A 19,512-nucleotide genomic window follows, 5' to 3' on the forward strand; every position below is an offset into this window, starting at 1 on the left:
GGCGATCAGGTGCCCGACCCCGGTCGGCGTGCTGACGTGCTCCCACGCACGACGAGTGTCGTCGGCAGGACGATGGCTGCGGGCTCTGCCCCGTCGACGACCTCGAGCAGCAACCGCACGATCTCTGCGCTGATCCGCTCGAACGGCTGACGCATCGTCGTGAGGGGTGGGTCCAGGGTGGCCGCGAGCCCCGAGTCGTCGAAGCCTCCGACGGCGACGTCCTCGGGTACCCGTCGGCCTGCTGCGCGCAGCTCCGCGAGGGCACCCGCCGCCATGAGGTCCGATGCGACGAACACCGCATCGAGATCCGGACGTCGGTCGAGCAGCTCACGCATCGCCGCGGCCCCGCCCTCGCGGGTGTAGTCACCGTGGGCGACCAGCTCCGGCTCGTACTCCTCGGCCAGCTCGAGGCGATAGCCCGCCAACCTCGATCGCCCACCGGGAGTGTCCATCGGGCCGGTGATCGTTGCGATCCGGGTGCGTCCGACGTCGATGAGGTGCCGCGTCATCTGCCGTGCCCCACCGAGGTCGTCGGACGCGACGTACCCGACCCGCGACTCGAAGCCGAGCGGGACGCCACAGGCGATCGTCGGGATGCCCCTGCGCACGAGTGCATCGACGACCGGGTCGTCGGCGTGGGACGAGATGAGCAGCACCCCGTCGATGTGTCCGCCGGCGACGTAGCCCAGGACCTGCTTCCGTTCCGGCGGGGTCCCCGCCACCATGAGCACGAGCGGCATCCCTCGCTTGCCCAGAGCCTCCGCTGCCCCGCGTAGAAGGATCGAGAAGTTGGGGTCCTCGAAGAGCAGGTGCTGCGGCTCGGTCAGCAGGAACGCGACGGAGTTGGAGCGGCCGGTCACCAGGCTGCGGGCGTGCTGGTTGATCTGGTAGCCCGTCGTGCGGATGGCCTCCTGGACGGCCGCGAGCGCTGGAGGCGAGACCCAGTGCCCGCCGTTGATGACCCGCGACACCGTGCCACGGGACACCCCGGCCGCCGCCGCCACGTCGATGATGGTCGGACGCCTGCGGCCGGTCGATTCCATGCTCAGGATCCTATGGCCGGGCCGACAACGCGGGGCCCGGCACGCGCGGGACTTGGGAACGCTCCCAAGGATGGTGACATCACAGAACGGCGCGCGACGCGACCATCCGGCGGCATCCGCGGACGGACGTGAAGGTAGGGGGCCACAGACCCTTGACAAGGGTCTGTCCCTTCTATCACCTTGTGACTGGGATCGTTCACAGATTCCACACACGGGTCCCGCCCGGCGGGTCGACGAACGAGGGAGTTCAGATGCGCGGCAGACACACCGTCCGTGCCCCATTGGGCATCACTGTGGTTGCGGCCCTGGTGGGCGCGGCCGCGCTCGTCGGCTCACCCGGGCCTGCGGCCGCGCTTGCCGGGGAGGCCGACATCGCCCCGATCGAGAGCAACCTCGCCGGCAGGTCCTGGACGTCGGTCACGACCAGCAGCGGGGCGGCGACAGCAGCCCTGGCGGTGGACGCGGACCCGGCCACCGCATGGGTCGCGGCCCGGCACCGTCCGGGACAGTGGCTCACCCTCGACCTCGGCGGGGCCTACGACAACGTCCGGAAGGTCGAGGTCGTCTTCCCCGACAAGGGGGCCATGTACCAGTACGTCGTCGACGCCTCCTCGGACGGGACCACCTGGGAGACGGTCGTCGACCGCTCGGACACCTGGGCGCCGGGCCGCGGCGGGGTCGACCTGTTCACCCGTCCCGGCACCGCCTACCTGCGCGTCACCATCACCAAGGCATCGCCCGGCGCGACCATCGGCGTGAGCGAGATCTCGGCCTACAACTACCTGCGCGACGACCTGATCCTGGGCGCCGACATCTCGTACGCCGACCAGAACACCAACGACGGCCTGCGGTACTACCTGGACGATCCGGCCGCAGCCAGTGACATCCTCGACGTGGTCAGCGACGCCGGGATGGAGTACGTCCGACTCCGCGTCTTCAACGACCCGCGCAACGAGCAGACCGGCGAGTACCTCGAACCCGCCTACCAGAGCCCCGAGCGCACGGCGGTGGTCGCCGAGCGGGTCGCGGCCCAGGGCATGGGTCTGGGCATCGACCTCCACTACGCGGACTCGTGGGCCGACCCGAGCAAGCAGGCCAAGCCGACGGCGTGGGCCGAGCTGCCGTTCGAGGAGCTCGTCCAGGAGGTCTACGACTACACGCACGACACCGTCCAGCTGCTGGTCGACCAGGGGACGCCCCCCGACAAGGTCGCTGTCGGCAACGAGATCATCAACGGCTTCATGTGGGGCAGCGAGCGGGCGCAACCGTGGTTCGAGGACCCCGCCGCCTGGTGCTACGTGTGCTACTTCAACACCGACCCTGCCTTCACGTCGCAGCCCGGCGGCGCCCTGCTCTGGGACTACTGGGGCTCGCAGGACCCGGCTGAGCAGGCCGCCTACGACGCCGCCTGGGACCGGTTCACCACGCTGCAGGCCGCGGGTATCGCCGCCGTCCGCGACGTCTCCGCGGCCAACGGTCTGGACATCGAGGTCGAGACCCATGTGATCATCGACAACGGCGAGGTCGACAAGACGCTGGAGTTCTGGGACCAGTTCCTCACCCGGCTCAACGCCAAGGGTCAGGACATCGACGTCATGGCGCACTCCTACTACCCGGAGTGGCACGGCTCGCCGGAGCACTACGAGTCCAACCTGCACGCGATCGCCGCAGCCCACCCGGGCTACCAGCTCGACATCGCAGAGACCTCGCACCCGGCGACCGACTGGAACGGTCTGCCGGTCCCCAACTCGCCGTACCCGGAGACCGTCCAGGGCCAGGCCGATGCCATCCAACGCGTGTTCCAGATCGCCAACGACCTGCCGGACAACCGGGGCGTCGGAGCGCTCGTCTGGGAACCGGCCAACTGGCAGGAGATGATCAGCTGGGACGGCTGGCCCACCCTGCAGTTCAACGCCTCGATCGACGTCTACAACAAGAGCGACGCCGAGCACGTCCTCGAGAGCACCGTCTACACCACGGCACGGGTCAGGCACGATCCGCAGCTGCCGGCGACTGTCGACGTGCTGACCACCGCGGACGGCTCGATCGCGGCCGTCCCGGTCACGTGGGACGCCGTCCCGCCCGGATCCACGAGCGCGCCCGGCCAGCTCATCGTGGCCGGGACCACCGAGCTCGGTGGCGTGACCGCGATCGTGGACGTCGTGCGGCGACTCGCCCCGCCGATCCTCCAGTGCACCCGGTTCGACCGGTCCGACCTGACGTGGGGCTGGAACCAGGCCGTGACGGCGACCAAGGGTGGGATCACCGTCACCAAGCCCGCACGGACGAAGGACGGCTGGAGCTGGACCTTCAGCGACGAGCCGCTGAACGTGCAGAGCGTGAAGGTGTTCTCGAACGGTGGCACGCAGTCCGCCGGCACGTCGCCCGGCGTCCTGACAGGGCGGCACGGCTCCAACCTGCAGTGGGCAGAGTTCTGCACCTCGGGTCCCGCTTCCTGAGGAAGCCTGACGCCGAGGGCCGCACACGGTGGTCCCGCCTCGTCGGCGGGGCCACCGTGCACGGTTCAGCGCAGGGCAGCCATCCTCACCTGCAGGACCACGGGCTCGGCCGGCAGGCGATAGGGCGGCAGGACGCCGGGCCCGCACGAGGCCGAGCCGATGCCCTGCTGGGCATGGTCGATGTTCACCCAGATCCTGTCGGTGGGCACCAGGTCCACGGTGTGCTGCGCGGCGTCCAGCGCCTCCGTCGTCCACCGCCGCGCCGTGAGCCCGAAGGTCGGCCGGCCCTCCAGGCGGATGCCGAGGCCCCCGGGTGCCGTCAGGGTCGCCCAACGGACGCCGAGGCGGTTGCCGTTCTCCTGCGGGAAGACGTACGGGGTCTGCATCTCGTCCACGGTCAGGCCGAAGCGCCCGATCCGCGCCGCCTGTCGCGTGTCGGCGTACGCCTCTCCGGGACCGTTGCCGTACCAGTCGACCGAGCCGAGCTCCGCCGGCAGGCCGAGCCGCATCCCCAGCCGCGGAAGGGGACCGGGCCACTGGCCCTGGGGGGTGATCTCCAGCCGGAGGCTCAGCCCGTCCCCGTCGCTCGTCCAGTGGTAGTCGGCCAGCAGCGCGATGTCCGATCCGGCGGGTGCGACCCGGGTCCGCACCACCAGGCCGCTGTCACGGGCGTCGATGTCGAGGACCCGGTGCTGCAGACGGTCGAGCCCGAGCCCACGCCAGAGCCCTTCCAGCGGCGGCCCCTCGGTGGAGTGGCGACCCCGGTCGTTGTCGGTGGGAGCGCGCCACGCGTCCACGCGCGGACCCTCCACCACGAGCGTGCCGAGGCGCACCAGCCTCCCCGAGCCGAGGTCGAAGCCACCGGGGCCGAGCGTGACGACCCCTCCGGAGGCGCTCGGTCGCACGAGGTCGAGCGGGACGGGCTCGGGGCGCGCCGCACGCGCCGGGACCTGACCCCAGGCCACCTCGTGGCCGGCCGCGGCCCAGGCGCAGTCGTCGCTGAGCGTCGCGCGCACGGTCCACCACGCCTCCGCGACCAGCGGTGGCAGCTCGGGCAGCTCGACCTGAACGCTCTGCCCCGGCAGGACGACCGGCAGCTCGAGGCCTCCCCCGGCCCGCACCTCGCCCTCCTCCTCGAGGGTCCACGTGAACGACAGGTGCCCGAGGTTGCGGACGTCGTACCGGTTCGTCACCCGAACCACCCCGGGCATGGCGTCGACGGCCTCGATCCGCGCCGGCTCGATGACCTTCTTGTACTCGAGCAGGCCCGGCGAGGGCGTCCGGTCGGGGAAGACGAGCCCGTCGCACACGAAGTTCGAGTCGTGCACGGGCTCGCCGAAGTCACCGCCGTAGGCGAAGTACTCGCGCCCGTCAGGTGACCGCCTGCGGATCCCGTGGTCGATCCACTCCCAGACGAACCCACCCTGGCAGCGCGGATGCCGCTCGAAGACCTCCTGGTACTCGAGCAGTCCGCCGGGTCCGTTGCCCATCGCATGGCCGTACTCGCACAAGATGTACGGCAGTGCGTCGCGGTGCGCGTCCAGCGCGGGATCGGGCAGCGGCGGTTCCTCGCGGCGACCGACCCGGTCGACCTCCGCGTGCGGCGGGTACATCCGGCTGTAGAAGTCGCTGTCGGGGTAGCCGCGGTCGTTCTCGTAGTGCAGGGGCCGGCTCGCGTCGCGCCGGCGGGTCCACCGGGCCATCGCGGACAGGTTGCGGCCCGATCCGGACTCGTTGCCGAGCGACCACACGACGATGCTCGGGTGGTTCTTGTCCCGCTCGACCATGCGTCGCATGCGGTCGACGCAGGCTTCCTCCCACCGCTCGTCGTCGGCCGGGTTGCCGCGCCAGTCGACGAGCGAGAACCCGTGCGTCTCCAGGTCGCACTCGTCGATCACCCACAGACCCAGCTCGTCGCACAGGTCGAGGAAGGTCGGGTGCGGCGGGTAGTGGCTCGTGCGGACCGCGTTGATGTTGTGCTGCTTCATCAGGAGCAGGTCCCGGCGCATGTCCTCGACGGGGACCGCCCGACCGAGGTCGGGGTGGTGCTCGTGCCGGTTCACGCCCTGGAAGACGATCCGGCGCCCGTTGACAGTGAAGATGCCGTCCTCGATCGCGACCGTCCGGAACCCGGTCCGCAGGTCGACGCGCTCGTCCGGCGTCGCCACCTGGAGGTCGTACAGACGAGGGGTCTCCGCGGTCCAGGGCTCGACCGCCCCGATCAGGATCGGCCGGCCGGACGGTGCGTCCACGATGCCGAGCTCCGGGATGCTGACCCGTGCGGGCGCGTCCGTGTCCACCCGCAGCGTGCCGCTGCCGGTGATGTGGTCGTAGTCCGCGTGGACGAACACGTCGTCGATCGCTCGCTGCGGTCGGCGGATCACCGTGACGTCGCGGAAGATCCCCGGGAGCCACCACATGTCCTGGTCCTCGAGGTAGCTCCCGGACGACCACTGGTGCACCCGGACGGCCAGGACGTTGCGGCCCGGCCGCAGCAGCTGTCCGACGTCGAACTCGACAGGCAGCCGGCTCCCCTTCGACACGCCGACCTCGGTCCCGTTGAGCCAGACCCGGGCGCAGGAGTCCACCCCCTCGAACCGGAGGACCGCGTCGGCGCCCGCCCAGTCGGCGGGGACGTCGAAGACGCGTCGGTGGTCACCGGTCGGGTTCTCGGTCGGCACGTGGGGAGGATCGAGGGGGAAGGGATAGACGACGTTCGTGTAGGCGGGGCTCCCGTGGCCGTGCATCGGCCAGCTGGACGGAACCGGCAGCTCGTCCCAGCCGTCGTCGTCGAGGTCCGGGTCGACGAAGTCGACCGGGCCGCTCGCCGTCGGCGACAGGCGGAAGCGCCAGGTCCCGTCCAGGTCGATGGCGGGGCTGTCCGAGCGCAGTGCGGCCCGGGGCGGTCGTGCCCCGTAGCCGGGTGAGTAGTCCTCGATGTACACCAGCGTCTCCTCCGGTTCGGTCCGGGCCGGTCGGACCCGGTCTCACTCATCATGAGCAGACCCAGGCCCCATGCGGTGTCGTTGTCGAACGCCGGGAACTGCAGCCGTTCCTCCTGGGCAGCGAGCTCAGCAGGAGTGCTGCCTCGGCAGCAGGCTCAGGCACGGTCGCTGCCGTGGGTCGGTGGCGCATCCCGCGGATCGTCCCCCGGAAGGCGCACCCCGGTCAGCTCGGCGAAGGCTCGCACGACGGCGTCCTGCACGGCGGTGTCGTGCGCCTGGTCGTTGTACCGGACCGGTGTGCGGTCGTGGAAGAACAACCCCGAGACCTGGGCTCCCGGCTCGTCCGCGCAGGCCAGCCACACCGGAGTGTCGGCGCCCTGCTCCAGGCTCAGCGGCGCAACGTCGCCGCTCATCTTGGACCGCACCCACCCCGGATGGACCGCGTTGATCATCACCTGCGGGTAGCGACGTGCGGCGTGCAGCACGAAGGCCGTCAGGGCGATCTTCGACTCGGCATAGGCCGATCCGGCGTCCCACGACCGCTCGTGCTGCAGATCGGACAGGTCGAGGTGCGCGTTGCGGATCGAGTCCGAGCTGACGAACACCAGACGCCGCGGGAGCGGCACCAGCGCGGTCAGCACGTACGGTGCCAGGGCGTTGACCTGCAGGGTCTGCTCGATGCCGTCCATGGTCACCGGACGCTCGTCGCCAGCGGCCGCCCAGCCGGCGTTGTGCACGATGACGTCGAACGGGCCCGACGCCGTGACCTGGGCTGCGAGCGCCTTCGTTGACTCCAGCGACGCGAAGTCACCGATGACGACCTCGGTGAGCGGCCCCGCGTGCTCGCGGCAGTGCTCGGCACGCTGCTCGTTGCGCGCATGGCGGACCACGTCCATCCCGCACGCGACGAGGGCGTCGGCGATCGCCTCACCGATGCCGTCGGTCGAGCCGGTGACGAGCGCTCGTCGCGGTGCCGGCACCTCAACCATCCTTGCCCACGACCTCGACCACGACGCCGTCGCGCACCGTCAGCGGACCGGTCGCCCGGCCGGCAGCGTCGTGCGCGCCCACACCGATGCCCCGGAGGCCCAGCTGCTCGGGCCCGATGACGGGCGGGGCCTGGGTCGGCACGTCGAAGCTGAACACCTCGAGCACCGAGCCGCCCGCTGCGAGGTACGTCATCAGGAAGCCGCGCTCGTCGTCGTGGTGCCGGATGTCGCCGATCACCTCGTACCCGAAGCGACCGCACCAGAGGTCGAGGGTCGCACCGAGGTCGGCGACCGTCAGCCCGACGTGGTCGAAGCGCGCACCGTCGCCCGGTGCGAGGCTCAGGTCGGCCTCCGCCTGGACGAGAGCGGGCGACTCCACGTGCTCGTAGCGCAGGTTGCCCTGGACCAGCTCCAGCCGCGCCCCGTCCGGGTCGAGGAAGAAGGCGATGCGGACGTCACCGAGCACGTCCCGTGGAGGCGAGAGGACCTCGACCCCCGCCGCCTCGAGCCGGCGCATCTGCGCGTCGATGTCACCGATCTTGAAGCCTGCGTGACGCAGACCTCCCTGGAGATCCTCGTCGGCCCACGTGCCGGGGTCGCGGTCGTCGCCGAGCTCGACGACCTTCACCAGGGCCGGGCCGGCGGCGAACCAGGCCGTCGGCCGGCGCTCGTGACCGGCCGCGCCCACCTCGACCTCGTCGAAGCCGAGCAGGCCTCGGTAGAAGGCCCGCGACCGCTCGAGGTCACGGGAACCGAGCTCGAGGTGGCGGATGCCCGATCGTCCGCTCGTCATCGGAGGCTCCCCCCATCCGGCAGCCGGTTCGACCGCGCCACCGCCCCGAGCCACGCGGCGCTCGTCTTGGGCGTCCGTCGCTGCGTCTCGACGTCGACGTGGACGATCCCGAAGCGGGCCTTGTAGCCCTCGGCCCACTCGAAGTTGTCCAGGAGCGTCCAGACGAAGTAGCCGCGGAGGTCGACGCCGTCGGCGATCGCCCGGTGCATCTGACGCACGTGCGAGTCGAGGTACGCCACCCGCTTCGGGTCGTCGACGGTGCCGTCGGCCGCGACCACGTCCGGGTACGCGGCGCCGTTCTCGGTGACCATGAGCGGGACGTGCGGGTACTCGTCGCGCAGCTGGAGCAGCAGGTCGTGCAGACCGGTCGGCGTGACCGTCCAGCCGACCTCGGTGAGCTCGGCGTCCGGCGGGATCACGTGCACGGCGTCGAGGTCCATCGGAGTCCCCGAGCCTTCGAGGACCGAACCGTCACCCGCCCCGATGACGTGCCCGCGGTAGTAGTTGATCCCCAGGAAGTCGATCGGTGCGCTGATCACCTCGAGATCGCCGTCCTGCAGCCACGGCGCACCACCGAACCACTCGATCATGTCCGTCGGGTACCGCCCACGCAGCACGGGTTCGAGGAACATGCGGTTGAAGTTGCCGTCGAACCGCCGCGCGGCGGCGACGTCGGCCGGGTCCTGCGACGCCGGGCTGACCGGCGTGAGGTCCAGGGCGATGCCCAGCTCGCCATCGGCCGACATCCGCTCGCGAAGCACCGGCACCGCGAGGCCGTGGGCGAGGAGCAGGTGGTGCGCAGCAGCGACCCCGCCGCGGGGATCGCGGATGCCCGGTGCGTGGATCCCTGCGGCGTACCCGGCGTGGCTCGCCACCTTCGGCTCGTTCACGGTGACCCAGTGGTCGACCACGTCACCCAGGGCGTCGGCGACCTGGGCCGCGTAGTCGGCGAACCGGTGCGCGGTGTCGCGGTTGAGCCAGCCGCCTACGTCCTCGAGCGCCTGGGGCAGGTCCCAGTGGTACAGGGTCACGTACGGCGTGACGCCTCGCCCGAGACAGGCGTCGACGACCCGGCGGTAGTGGTCGAGGCCCTTCTGGTTCGGGCCTCCGACTCCGTCCGGCTGGATCCTCGGCCAGGCCACCGAGAACCGGTAGGCGGACAGCCCGAGGTCCGCGAGCAGGGCGATGTCCTCAGGGTGGCGGTGGTAGTGGTCGCAGGCCACGGCAGCGGTGTCACCCCTTGCGATCGCTCCCGGGGTCGCGGTGAAGGTGTCCCAGATCGACACCCCGCGACCGTCCTCGTCGAGGGCCCCCTCCACCTGGTACGCCGCGGTGGCGGCGCCCCACACGAAGCCGGCGGGGAACCCGGGGGCGATCGGCTGCATGTCAGTGCCTTCAGGTCGGCGATCGGTCGGTCGGGCGCCGGGGCTCATCCCTTGACACCGCCGCTGAGCAGGTCCAGCCGCCAGTACCGCTGCAGGAGCAGGAACAGGACGATGAGCGGCAGGATCGAGAGCATCGCCCCGGTGATCACCAGGGTGTACAGCGCCGGCTGGCTGGCACCCTGGTTGAGCAGCGTGTACAGACCCACGGTCAGCGGGTACTTGTCGCTGTCGGACAGCATGATGAACGGCAGCAGGAAGTTGTTCCAGATCGCCACGAACTGCAGGAGCAGCACGGTGATCAGGCCCGGGAGCATGAGGGGCAGGGCGACCGACCGGAACAGCCGGAACTCCCCGGCACCGTCGATCCGCGCCGCCTCGAGCAGCTCGTCCGGGATCGCCGCCATCGCGTAGATGCGGCACAGGTAGATGCTGAACGGGCTGATCAGGCTCGGCAGCAGGACCGACCAGTAGCTGCCGGTGAGGTTGACCTGAGCGAGCAGCAGGTACTGCGGGATCGCGAGGGTGACCTGCGGGACCAGGACGCCGGCCAGGATGATCCGGAACAGGAGCTCGCGCCCTGCGAAGCGGTACTTGGCCAGGGCGTAGCCCGCCGCCGCCGAGACGAACACGGTGAGCACCGCGCCGACCCCGGCGTACAGCAGGGTGTTGAGGGTCCACCGGACGAAGGCGTCGTCGCCGAAGCCGAGCAGGCCGTCGAGGTTGCCCTGCAGGCCGCCGGTGAAGCTCGGCCAGAACGAGAAGGTCGTGAACAGCTCGCCCGGACTCTTGGTGGACGCGATGAACACCCAGAGCGCGGGCAGCACGCAGTACAGGGCGCCGAGGACGAGGATCGCCGTGGCCCCCCAGTGCGTGCCGTGGCGCCTGCGGCTACCTCGCGCGGCGGAGCTGGTCCTCTTCGCGGCGATCGGGGCCGCGGTACGGGTGGCGCTCACTTGTTCTCTCCGAACGCGCGTCGCTGCATGACGGTCAGGACGATCAAGGACAGGATCAGGGACACGCCCGCCAGCGCGATCGACGTCGCGGCCGCGGAGTACACGTCGTTGAGCACGAAGGCGTCGGTGTAGATCTTCTGCAACGGCATCCACGAGGACGAGATGACGTTCGTCAGCGGTGAGAGGGTCTGCGGCTCGGTGAACACCTGGAGCGTGGCGATCATCGAGAAGATCCCCGTCATCACCAGCGCGGGCATCAGCAGCGGGATCTTGATCCGCCAGGCGATCTGCCACTCGTTGCAGCCGTCGATGCGCGCCGAGTCGTACAGCTCGGTGGGGATCGCGCGCAGTGCGGTGTAGATGACGATCATGTTGAAGCCGACGCCGCCCCAGACCGCGATGTTCGCCACCGAGAAGAAGATGCTCGTCGAGCCGAAGAAGTCGGGCGGCGTCAGCCCGACCTCGTCGAAGACCCGTCGGATCGGGCTGACCCGGGGGAGGTAGAGGAAGCCCCACAGCAGGGACGCGATGACGCCGGGCACGGCGTAGGGCAGGAAGATGCCGACCCGGGTCACCGTGCGGAGCCGGATCCGAGGCAGGTCGAGGAGCAGCGCGAACAGCAGCGCCAGGCCGAGCATGGTGGGCACCACGAGGAGGCCGTAGACGCCCATCCGGCCCAGGGACGCGTACAGCTCGGGGGCGCTGAGGGCGCGTGCGTAGTTCTCGAAGCCGACGAAGGTCACGATGCGCTCGCCGAGGATGCCACCGCCCGAGCGGCGGCTCGCGTGCAGGCTGAGCCAGGCCGCGTAGACGATCGGGACCAGCAGGAAGCCGGTGAACAGGAGCATCGCCGGTGCCATGAACAGGTACGGCGCGCCTCGGGAGATCCGCGCGGTGCGCCGGCGCCTGCTCGGTCGCCCACCGCGGTCCACGAGCCCTTCGGCTGGGTGCGTCTGCAGGGTGTTGCTCATGTCCTCGTCCCGTCCTCGACGTTGGGGATACGGAGCGTGACCCGGCGGTGACCCCACCCACACGGGGCAGGGTCACCGCCGAAGCATCGCGTGTGCTACTCGGCGACCTCGTAGCCCTGCTGCTTCAGGTCGGCCACGGTGGTCTCCTGCATGGTGGTGACCGCGTCGGCGAACGGCGTGCCGTTCTGGATCGCCGCCTGGAACGCATCCTTGTAGGCCTGGTAGGTGACGTTCACGTTCGGGCCCCAGGTGAAGCCGCTCGCGGTTCCGGCGATCTCCGACGCCTGGGCGTAGAAGTCCGGCTGGTTGGGCAGCATCACCGGCGGCTGCTCGAGCGCCGTGCCGGTCTGGCCCGCGGTGGCCGCCGGGTAGACCCCGGCGATGGTCACCAGGGCCTCGAGAGCCTCCGGGGAGGTGTTGAGCCAGGTCACGAACTTCGCAGCCTGGGCCGGGTACTCGCAGCTGGCGCTGATCGCGGTGCCCGAACCGCCCCAGTAGCCGGTCCTGCTCTCACCCTCCGACCACTGCGGCATGGGAACTGCCCGCCACAGGCCGGCGGTGTCCGGGGCGACACCCTCGAGCACGCCGGCGCCCCACACGGCCGTCGGCCACGCCAGCAGCGTGCCGTCGTTCATGGCGGCGTTCCACTCCGGTGTGTACATCGGCTGGTCGTCGATCAGGCCCGCGCTGACCAGGTCGCCCCAGTAGGTGGCGAGCTTCGTGGTGGCCTCGTCGTCGATGCCGACCTTCCAGGCCTCACCCTCGGGAGCCCACCACTCGGCGCCGGCCTGCTGCGCGAGCCCGGCGAACCAGCCCGGGTCGCCCGAGGAGAACGTGGCGAGGTACTGGTCGGGCTCAGCCTTCTCGCGAACCTCTGCGGCGAGGGCAGCGAACTCGTCCCAGGTGGTCGGCACCTCGAGCCCGTACTGCGCGAAGAGGTCCTCGCGGTAGAAGAGCATCATCGGCGCGATGTCCTGGGGGACGGCGAAGGTCTGGTCGCCGAAGGACGTCAGCCCCCAGGCGCCCTCGGGGAACGCATCCCGGATGCCCTCGAAGTCCGCGGTGACGTCCGCGACGACGCCGTTGGAGACGAGCACCGGCAGGGCCTGGTACTCGGTGTGGATGAGGCAGGGGTCGTTGCCGGCCTGGGCCGCGGTGAGCACCCGGGTGATGAGCTCGTCGCCCTGGGCCTGACGGTCGACGGTGACCTGCTGGTCGGGGTTCTCCTCGTTCCAGATGGCGACGACGTCTTCGATGTTCGTCGTCCAGGTCCAGAAGTCGAGCTCGGCCGGGGCATCGGCATCTCCACCGGCTGCGGCGGTCTCGGCGGGTGCCGACGTGTCGTCGGGCGTGGTCCCGTCGTCGGAGGCCGTGCAGGCGGTGAGCGCCGAGGACGCGACGACTACCCCCACCAGGGAGGCTGCGAGTCTGCGATGCATTGTCTCTCTCTCTTCGTTGAGGTCAGAGCACCCGCGACCGGATCAGACGGCGTCTGTCGAGTCGGTCGGAGCATCTGTGTGCATCTGTGAACGATCACAGCCTGCGATGCCGCTCCATGCGTGTCAAGCGCCGGTCCGGCACCGAGACCCTTCTGTAACATTCCGCCCGCCCGTCTGCGCCGGCTCCTCGTTCAGCCCACGTGCCTGCCTGTTCAGGGCTGCGGGGACGCAGGAAGGCCTCGTGCGAGGGTCTCCCGCAACCGCTCCCCGAGGCACCGGTGGGTCGCTACTCTCGTGCATGGCGGTCTGTGATCGATCACAGCAGTCCCCTCCGGATGGCGCACCGCTGCCGGGTCGCGACCTACCCCACCGGGAGTGCCGATGCGTCGAGAGCTGATCACCACAGTGGTCGGGCGGCCTGCCCCGGCTCGTCCCCGGACTGCGCCGGGAACCGGCGGACAGGAGGGGCGGCGGTGACCGCCGACGACGCCCTTCGGGTCCTGCTCCTGCCGGGCGGCCCGGAGTTCCACGTGCCGGGCCAGATCGCAGCGACGCTGGCCCGGCTCGTGTCGGGCCCGCCGGGACGAGCCGCTGTCTGCGACCTGGTCGACGACCTCGACATCCTGGCCGACGGCGCGATGCTGGCCGAGTACGACCTCGTCGTGCCGGTCTGGACCGAGGGGGCTCTGACGGAGGCACAGGCCCACGGGCTCGAGTCCGCCGTGCGCGGTGGCACCGGTCTGGGGTGCATCCACGGCGCGGCCGCCGCCTTCCGCCTGTCGGCGACCTACCAGGGGCTCGTCGGCGGTCAGTTCGTCGACCACCCCGGAGGCGAGATCCCCTACACGGTGACCGTCGACAGGAGCCACGTCGTGACGGCCTCGGTCCCCGACTTCGCCGTCACGACCGAGAAGTACTACCTGCACGTGGACCCGGCCAACCGCGTGCTGGCGACCACACGTTTCGACGGTGACTTCGGTCCGCTGTCCAGCAACGGAGCGGTGGTGATGCCGGTCGCATGGACCCGCACCTACGGGACAGGTCGGGTCTTCTACTGCGCGCTGGGGCACCGACCCGACGTCCTGGAGGCACCGGCCGTCAGTCGCCTGATGGCTCGGGGCCTGCGTTGGGCGGCCGGGGCCCTCTGAGCGTGCGCGGCGGGCCACTCTCGCTCAGGTCGACGAGCGCACCACCAGCGTCGGGGGGAGCGTGATGGCTGCGGGCGGCCCGCCGTCGATGACGTCCAGCAGCAACCGGACCATCTCCCGCGAGATCCGCTCGAACGGCTGACGGATCGTGGTCAGCGCCGGATGGAGGCTCGCTGCGAGCCCCGCGTCGTCGAACCCGCCGACAGCGACGTCCTGCGGCACCCGGTACCCGTGAGCGGTCAGCACAGCCAAGGCACCGGCTGCCGTCAGGTCGGACGCGGCGAAGACAGCATCCAGGTCGAGGTCTCGATCCAGCAGCGCCTGCATCGCGTGCCTGCCCCCCTCCCGCGTGTAGTCCCCGTGCACGACGAGCGCCGGGTCGAAGAGGTCCCCCAGCTCACGGCGGTAGCCCTCCAGGCGCTTGACCCCGCCAGCCGTGTCCAGCGGGCCGGTGATCGTCGCGATGCGTCGTCGCCCTCGCTCGAGCAGGTGTCGCACCATGGCCCGCGATCCGTCGATCTCGTCGGCCTCGACGTAGCCCACCCGCCCCTCGAACCCCAGCGGTGCACCGCACGCCACGGTCGGGACGCCCTTGCTCAGCAGCGAGTCGATCACCGGGCTGCTGGCGTGCGACGAGACCACGAGCACCCCGTCGACGTGCCCCGCGGCCACGTAGTCCACGATCCGACGACGCTCGCCCTCGTCCCCGGCGACCATCAGGAGCATCGGCATTCCCAGCTCCGCCAGCGCCCGGGTGGACCCGCGGAGCAGGATCGAGAAGATCGGCTGCTCGAAGAGCATGTGCTGGGGCTCGGTCAGCAGGAACGCCACGGAGTTCGACCGTCCGGTCACCAGGCTCCGGGCGTGCTTGTTCGCGTGGTACCCGGTGACCCGGATCGCCTCGTTGACCGCGACGAGCGCCTCGGGGGAGACCCAGTGCCCGCCGTTGAGGACGCGCGACACCGTCCCGCGTGAGACACCGGCGACCGCGGCGACATCCTTGATCGTCGGCGCGCGGCGGGGTCGGGTCCCTGTCTGACTGCTCGAGAGGTCCACAAGGCGCGAGCCTAGGCGAACTCCGGCGCGCGGAGCAGGACCGGCATCGGGACGGCGACGCGCGCCGGGCAACCGGCCCCGACCACGGGTCAAGGCTGTGCACGTTCGCAGTCCAGGGGACCCGTGTGTCCTTGTCAAACGCGCGTGACTGGTGTTCTCTTACAGCAGTTGCGGCGGACGCTGCCTGAGATCGCGCACAGTCAGTGCCAGGAGGAGCCCATGAAGTCGGACACGGCCATGCTGTCCCTGCGGGGCGGTGCGGACCTCCCGACCCCCGGAGCGCAGTCCGCCACCACCGGATGGCTGCCGGGAGTGACCTCGATCTGCTACGGCGGCGACTACAACCCCGAGCAGTGGCCGGAGGAGGTCTGGGAGCAGGACGTCGCCCTGATGTCCGAGGCCGGCGTGAACCTGGTCAGCATCGGGATCTTCGCCTGGGGCCTGCTCGAGCCCCGCGAGGGCGAGTTCGACTTCGTCTGGCTGGACCGGCTGTTCGCGCTGCTGCACTCCGCCGGCATCCGGATCGACCTGGGGACACCGACGGCCTCACCGCCGGCGTGGTTCTTCCACAGCTACCCGGACGCCCGCGTCGTGACGCGCGAGGGCACCGTCCTGGGGTTCGGCTCGCGCGGCATGGCCAGCCCGTCCTCGGCCGACTACCGCCGCCTGAGCACCCGGATCGCCCGCGAGCTCGCCCGGCGCTACGGCCGCCACCCTGCGCTGGCGATGTGGCACGTCCACAACGAGTACGGCGCCCCGGTGTCGGAGTGCTACTCGGCGGCCAGCAGCGCCGCCTTCCGCACCTGGCTGCGGGCCCGCTACGGAACGCTCGACGTCCTCAACGCCGCCTGGGGCACCGCGTTCTGGGGTCAGACCTACGGCAGCTGGGAGCACATCTCGGCACCGTCGGCCACGCCGAGCGTCATCAACCCGACCCAACGGCTCGACTTCTCGCGGTACACCTCCGACGCGCTCCTGGCGTGCTTCGTCGCCGAGCGCGACGCGATCCGCGCCGAGTCGCCCGGCATCCCGGTCACGACCAACTTCATGGCCGGTGCCTGCCCGTCGGTCGACCTGTGGCGCTGGGCCCGCGAGGTCGACATCGTCTCCAACGACCACTACCTGACCGCAGCGGACCGGCGCGGGCACGTCGGCCTGGCGATGGCCGCGGATCTGACCCGGTCGGTGGCCGGCGGACGGCCCTGGATCCTGATGGAGCACTCGACGTCCGGGGTGAACTGGCAGCCGCGCAACGTGGCCAAGCGGGCCGGCGAGATGCGCCGCAACGCGCTGTCCCACCTGGGCCGGGGTGCCGACGCGATCATGTTCTTCCAGTGGCGCGCATCGCGCAGCGGTGCCGAGAAGTTCCACTCGGCGATGGTTCCGCACGCCGGCACGACGAGCCGGATCTGGACCGAGGTGCGCGAGCTCGGCGCCGAGCTCGGGCAGCTGGCCGAGGTGCTCGGCTCGACCGTCACGGCCGATGTCGCCGTCCTGTGGGACTGGGAGTCCTTCTGGGCCCAGGACCAGGAGTGGCGGCCGAGCGAGGACCTGTCGCACCGCGAGCGCGTCGCGGCCTTCTACGACCGGCTCTGGCGCGACGGCCTCACCGTCGACTTCGCCCACCCCGAGGCGGACCTGTCCGCCTACCGGCTCGTCGTCGCACCCGCCGCCTACCTGGTCACCGCCCGGGCCGCCGAGAACCTGCGCCGGTACGTCGAGGGCGGCGGGACGCTCGTCGTGTCCTACTTCGCCGGCATCGTCGACGAGAACGACGCCGTGCACGACGGCGGGTTCGGCGCGCCGCTGCGCGAGGTGCTCGGGCTCACCGTCGAGGAGTTCCTGCCGCTGCGCGACGGCGAGCAGGTGCACCTCGACCTGCCGGGCATGGTCGGCGACGTGTGGACCGACGACATCGTCCTCCACGGCGCGCAGGTGGTCGCGCGGTACGTCGACGGGCCTGCCGCGGGACAGCCGGCGATCACCCGGAACGGGCTCGGTGCAGGGTCCGCCTGGTACGTGTCGACCCGGCTCGACGTCGACGGTCTGGCCGTCCTGCTCGGCTCGGCCTACCAGGACGCCGGGCTCGAGCCCTCGCGGCTGCCGGCGGAGCTCGAGGTCGTCCGGCGCCACGGCGAGCACGCCGACTACGTCGTGGCCGTCAACCACGGCGACGACGCGGCCGTGCTGCTCCAGGCGGGAGTCGATCTGCGCACCGGCCGGGAGCGGCCCGAGCACGAGGTCCCCGCGGGGGCGCCGTCGTGCTCCGCGCCCCGCGCCCCGCGGCGTCCTCGGCTGCGCCGACGTCCTAGAACGCGACGATCACCTGGACGAGCAGGATCTTCACGATGATCCCGAGGGCGAAGAGGGCCGCGTACCCCGCCTCGACGCGCTCGTCGGTCACCCGGGACGCGGCGTAGGCCAGGACCGCCGGCTGTCCGACGAGGCCGGCGAGGGCTCCGGCCGCCCGCGGGGCGCTGACCCCGACGAGGCGCCCGCCGAGCACGAACAGCACCGCGGAGATCCCGATCACGGTGGTCGCCGTGATCACCACGCGCAGGCCGGTGGCGGTGAAGGCCTGGCTGGCGAAGGCCTGGCCCGAGGCCAGCCCGACGGCGGCGAGGAAGAAGAGCAGGCCGAGCTGGCGGATCGTCAGGTTCGCGGCGTGCGGCATGCCCCAGACGAGCGGACCGGTCCGTTCGAGGCGCCCGAGCACCATGCCGACCAGGAGCGGTCCGGCCGCCGAGCCGAGCGCGAACGCGGCGCCGCCCGGCAGCGGGAACGTGATGAGCCCGACGAGCAGGCCGAGCGCCATGCCGATGCCCACCGTGACCGCGTCGATCTCGGACACCCGACGCTCGGAGTCACCGAAGAACCGCGACACGGCGTCGAGCTCGTCCCGCGGCACGACGGCGAGGACCCGGTCCCCCAGCTCGAGGGTCAGGTCGTCGCGTGCGAGCAGGTCGAGGTCCCCGCGACGCACCCGGGTCACGACGCCGTCGAACCGACCCGGCATGTCGATCTCGGCGATCGTGCGTCCGGCGAGGCGCCGGTCGGAGACGACGAACCGCTGGTAGTCCACGCTCGTGCGGTCGTGCGCGAGGTGCTCGTCGAGCCGATGACCCAGCTGGGCGATGGCGCGGTCCACCGCCGGTCCGGGGCCGACGACGACGACCTGGTCGCCGACCCGTAGCCGCTCGTCGGGGCTGACCACGCGGGTGCGCCCGTCGCGGGACAGGTAGGAGAGGCGCACGGCCTGCTCGGCGAAGCCGGGGAGGTCGCCGAGCCGGATCGGCCGCTCGACCTCGGCCGTCGCGGCCTCGAGCCCGATCCCCGCGGCGGGCTGGGGTCGCGGCTCGCCGGCCACCGACGTCCGACGGTCATCGCCACGACGAGGATGGCGACGGTCACGCCGATCGGGTAGCCGAGGGAGTAGCCGACGGCGGGCTCCTGGCTGCCGGTCGCCGCCGTCGCTGCCGCGAGCGCGGGGGTGGACGTCAGCGCCCCGGTGAAGGCACCCGCGCCGAGCTCGGGGCTCAGGCCGACCAACCGTCCGACCAGCACGGCCGTCGTGCCACCGATCACCAGGACGGCGATCCCGACCGCCATCAGCGGGAGCTGTCGTCGCAGGTCCCGGAAGAAGGTGCTGCCCGCCGCGAGGCCCACGGTGTAGACGAAGAGGGCGAGACCGAGGGTCTGGACCAGGGCGAGTCCCTCGCCGAGCCGCGGGTCGGCCGCACCGAGGGCGAGCCCGACGAACAGCGCACCGGCCGCCCCGAACCGCACCGGCCCGATCGGCACCGCCCCCAGGGCGGTCCCCAGCGCCACGACCACGAAGATCGTCAGCAGCGGCGACGCCGCCAGCACCTCCAGCACCCGCACCCCCCGACCGTACCGGCCTCCTCGCGCGGGAGCTGTCGGACCCCGATCCGCTCCGCGCGCCCGCGAGTCTGCTGCTCGGGGGATTTCACCCGCGGTAGGGCTTCGGTTCCGGGGCTGGAACGCCGAATCTGAAGGCATGGGTGAGGTGATGGTGTTCCGGCGTCGCATGCGCGACGGCGAGACCCGCCTGCCCGAGAGCCGTGGACCCGAGCCCCGGAGCTTCGACGGGTCGCAGTCCGCGGGCCCGGCCGGCTGCGAGGCCCTCGACCCGACGGACCCCGACGCCTACGGTGAGCCGCTCCCGATCGCCACGCTCATCGCCCGCGCCTTCGGCGTCACCGGCCAGATCCTGGTCGGTCCCCCGCGCCCCCAGGACGCGTCGGGAGCCGAGACAGGCCCCGCGGGCCGACGTCGTCACCTGCGGCTGGTCCGCGCCGAGAGCTGACGCC

14 protein-coding genes and 1 pseudogene are annotated in these 19,512 nt (G+C 71.3%); 4 read left to right on the forward strand and 11 right to left on the reverse strand.

Features of this window, described 5'->3' with window-relative positions:
• Nucleotides 1-5: 5 nt before the first annotated feature.
• Nucleotides 6-1,043 carry a LacI family DNA-binding transcriptional regulator gene (locus K415_RS0106685; RefSeq protein ID WP_024286310.1) on the reverse strand — a complete coding sequence of 346 codons (1,038 nt, stop codon included), beginning with the start codon at nucleotides 1,041-1,043 and terminating at the stop codon, nucleotides 6-8.
• A 251-nt stretch (nucleotides 1,044-1,294) separates the two neighbouring features.
• Between K415_RS0106685 and K415_RS21540 the strand changes: the two genes are divergently transcribed.
• A complete protein-coding gene (locus tag K415_RS21540; RefSeq protein ID WP_081784916.1) occupies nucleotides 1,295-3,502 on the forward strand; it encodes a glycosyl hydrolase 53 family protein in 2,208 nt (735 codons plus the stop codon).
• A gap of 65 nt (nucleotides 3,503-3,567) precedes the next feature.
• Here K415_RS21540 and K415_RS0106695 read toward each other — a convergent pair whose 3' ends face one another.
• The 7 genes from K415_RS0106695 to K415_RS0106725 all read right to left on the reverse strand — a co-directional run bounded on the left by K415_RS0106695 (nucleotide 3,568) and on the right by K415_RS0106725 (nucleotide 12,977).
• Nucleotides 3,568-6,447, reverse strand: a complete 2,880-nt coding sequence (locus tag K415_RS0106695) for a glycoside hydrolase family 2 TIM barrel-domain containing protein (RefSeq protein ID WP_024286312.1) — start codon at nucleotides 6,445-6,447, stop codon at nucleotides 3,568-3,570.
• 155 nt (nucleotides 6,448-6,602) lie between these two features.
• Nucleotides 6,603-7,427: an SDR family NAD(P)-dependent oxidoreductase gene (locus K415_RS0106700; RefSeq protein ID WP_051480434.1), complete on the reverse strand. Its 825-nt coding sequence runs from the start codon at nucleotides 7,425-7,427 to the stop codon at nucleotides 6,603-6,605.
• 1 nt (nucleotide 7,428) lies between these two features.
• Nucleotides 7,429-8,229 (reverse strand): VOC family protein, encoded by an 801-nt coding sequence (locus tag K415_RS22615; RefSeq protein ID WP_155859385.1) that lies wholly within the window; start codon nucleotides 8,227-8,229, stop codon nucleotides 7,429-7,431.
• Nucleotides 8,226-9,614 (reverse strand): GH1 family beta-glucosidase, encoded by a 1,389-nt coding sequence (locus K415_RS0106710; RefSeq protein WP_024286315.1) that lies wholly within the window; start codon nucleotides 9,612-9,614, stop codon nucleotides 8,226-8,228. Before K415_RS0106710 ends, K415_RS22615 begins: the two co-directional genes overlap by 4 nt.
• Before the next feature lie 44 nt (nucleotides 9,615-9,658).
• A complete protein-coding gene (locus K415_RS0106715) occupies nucleotides 9,659-10,567 on the reverse strand; it encodes a carbohydrate ABC transporter permease (RefSeq protein ID WP_024286316.1) in 909 nt (302 codons plus the stop codon).
• Complete coding sequence (locus K415_RS0106720) at nucleotides 10,564-11,538, reverse strand: carbohydrate ABC transporter permease (protein WP_024286317.1); 975 nt, start codon at nucleotides 11,536-11,538, stop codon at nucleotides 10,564-10,566. The genes K415_RS0106715 and K415_RS0106720 overlap by 4 nt, the downstream gene beginning before the upstream one ends.
• Nucleotides 11,539-11,633: 95 nt before the next feature.
• On the reverse strand, nucleotides 11,634-12,977 hold the full coding sequence (locus tag K415_RS0106725; protein ID WP_024286318.1) for an ABC transporter substrate-binding protein: 1,344 nt from the start codon (nucleotides 12,975-12,977) through the stop codon (nucleotides 11,634-11,636).
• 473 nt (nucleotides 12,978-13,450) lie between these two features.
• Here K415_RS0106725 and K415_RS0106730 point away from each other — a divergent pair, with 473 nt between their 5' ends.
• Nucleotides 13,451-14,125 (forward strand): ThuA domain-containing protein, encoded by a 675-nt coding sequence (locus K415_RS0106730; RefSeq protein ID WP_024286319.1) that lies wholly within the window; start codon nucleotides 13,451-13,453, stop codon nucleotides 14,123-14,125.
• Nucleotides 14,126-14,149: 24 nt separating this feature from the next.
• On the opposite strand, the gene K415_RS0106735 is transcribed toward K415_RS0106730, so the two are convergent.
• Nucleotides 14,150-15,181, reverse strand: coding sequence for a LacI family DNA-binding transcriptional regulator (locus tag K415_RS0106735; protein WP_024286320.1), 1,032 nt, complete (start codon nucleotides 15,179-15,181; stop codon nucleotides 14,150-14,152).
• Nucleotides 15,182-15,400: 219 nt separating this feature from the next.
• Here K415_RS0106735 and K415_RS0106740 point away from each other — a divergent pair, with 219 nt between their 5' ends.
• The gene (locus K415_RS0106740; protein ID WP_024286321.1) at nucleotides 15,401-17,533 is read left to right on the forward strand and encodes a beta-galactosidase; all 2,133 of its coding nucleotides are present in this window, start codon (nucleotides 15,401-15,403) and stop codon (nucleotides 17,531-17,533) included.
• On the opposite strand, the gene K415_RS21545 is transcribed toward K415_RS0106740, so the two are convergent.
• Nucleotides 17,490-18,548 carry a TrkA C-terminal domain-containing protein gene (locus K415_RS21545; RefSeq protein ID WP_231494840.1) on the reverse strand — a complete coding sequence of 353 codons (1,059 nt, stop codon included), beginning with the start codon at nucleotides 18,546-18,548 and terminating at the stop codon, nucleotides 17,490-17,492. The two genes, K415_RS0106740 and K415_RS21545, sit on opposite strands and share 44 nt — an antisense overlap.
• A gap of 71 nt (nucleotides 18,549-18,619) precedes the next feature.
• A pseudogene (locus tag K415_RS24580) lies at nucleotides 18,620-19,231 on the reverse strand (hypothetical protein); the annotation flags it as partial.
• On the opposite strand from K415_RS24580, the gene K415_RS0106750 reads away from it, so the two are divergent.
• Entirely contained in the window at nucleotides 19,200-19,508 is a 309-nt protein-coding gene (locus K415_RS0106750; RefSeq protein ID WP_024286322.1) for a hypothetical protein, read from the forward strand. The pseudogene K415_RS24580 and the gene K415_RS0106750 overlap by 32 nt on opposite strands.
• Nucleotides 19,509-19,512: the final 4 nt, after the last annotated feature.

The organism is Cellulomonas sp. KRMCY2, from assembly GCF_000526515.1.
Lineage (GTDB): Bacteria > Actinomycetota > Actinomycetes > Actinomycetales > Cellulomonadaceae > Actinotalea.

What these genes read in the sequence shown, in the direction of transcription:
- K415_RS0106685 (WP_024286310.1), bottom strand. Translation starts at nt 1,043, where the DNA reads ATGGAATCGACCGGCCGCAGGCGTCCGACCATCATCGACGTGGCGGCG.
- K415_RS21540 (WP_081784916.1), top strand. Translation starts at nt 1,295, where the DNA reads ATGCGCGGCAGACACACCGTCCGTGCCCCATTGGGCATCACTGTGGTT.
- K415_RS22615 (WP_155859385.1), bottom strand. Translation starts at nt 8,229, where the DNA reads ATGACGAGCGGACGATCGGGCATCCGCCACCTCGAGCTCGGTTCCCGT.
- K415_RS0106710 (WP_024286315.1), bottom strand. Translation starts at nt 9,614, where the DNA reads ATGCAGCCGATCGCCCCCGGGTTCCCCGCCGGCTTCGTGTGGGGCGCC.
- K415_RS0106720 (WP_024286317.1), bottom strand. Translation starts at nt 11,538, where the DNA reads ATGAGCAACACCCTGCAGACGCACCCAGCCGAAGGGCTCGTGGACCGC.
- K415_RS0106725 (WP_024286318.1), bottom strand. Translation starts at nt 12,977, where the DNA reads ATGCATCGCAGACTCGCAGCCTCCCTGGTGGGGGTAGTCGTCGCGTCC.
- K415_RS0106740 (WP_024286321.1), top strand. Translation starts at nt 15,401, where the DNA reads ATGAAGTCGGACACGGCCATGCTGTCCCTGCGGGGCGGTGCGGACCTC.
- K415_RS0106750 (WP_024286322.1), top strand. Translation starts at nt 19,200, where the DNA reads ATGGGTGAGGTGATGGTGTTCCGGCGTCGCATGCGCGACGGCGAGACC.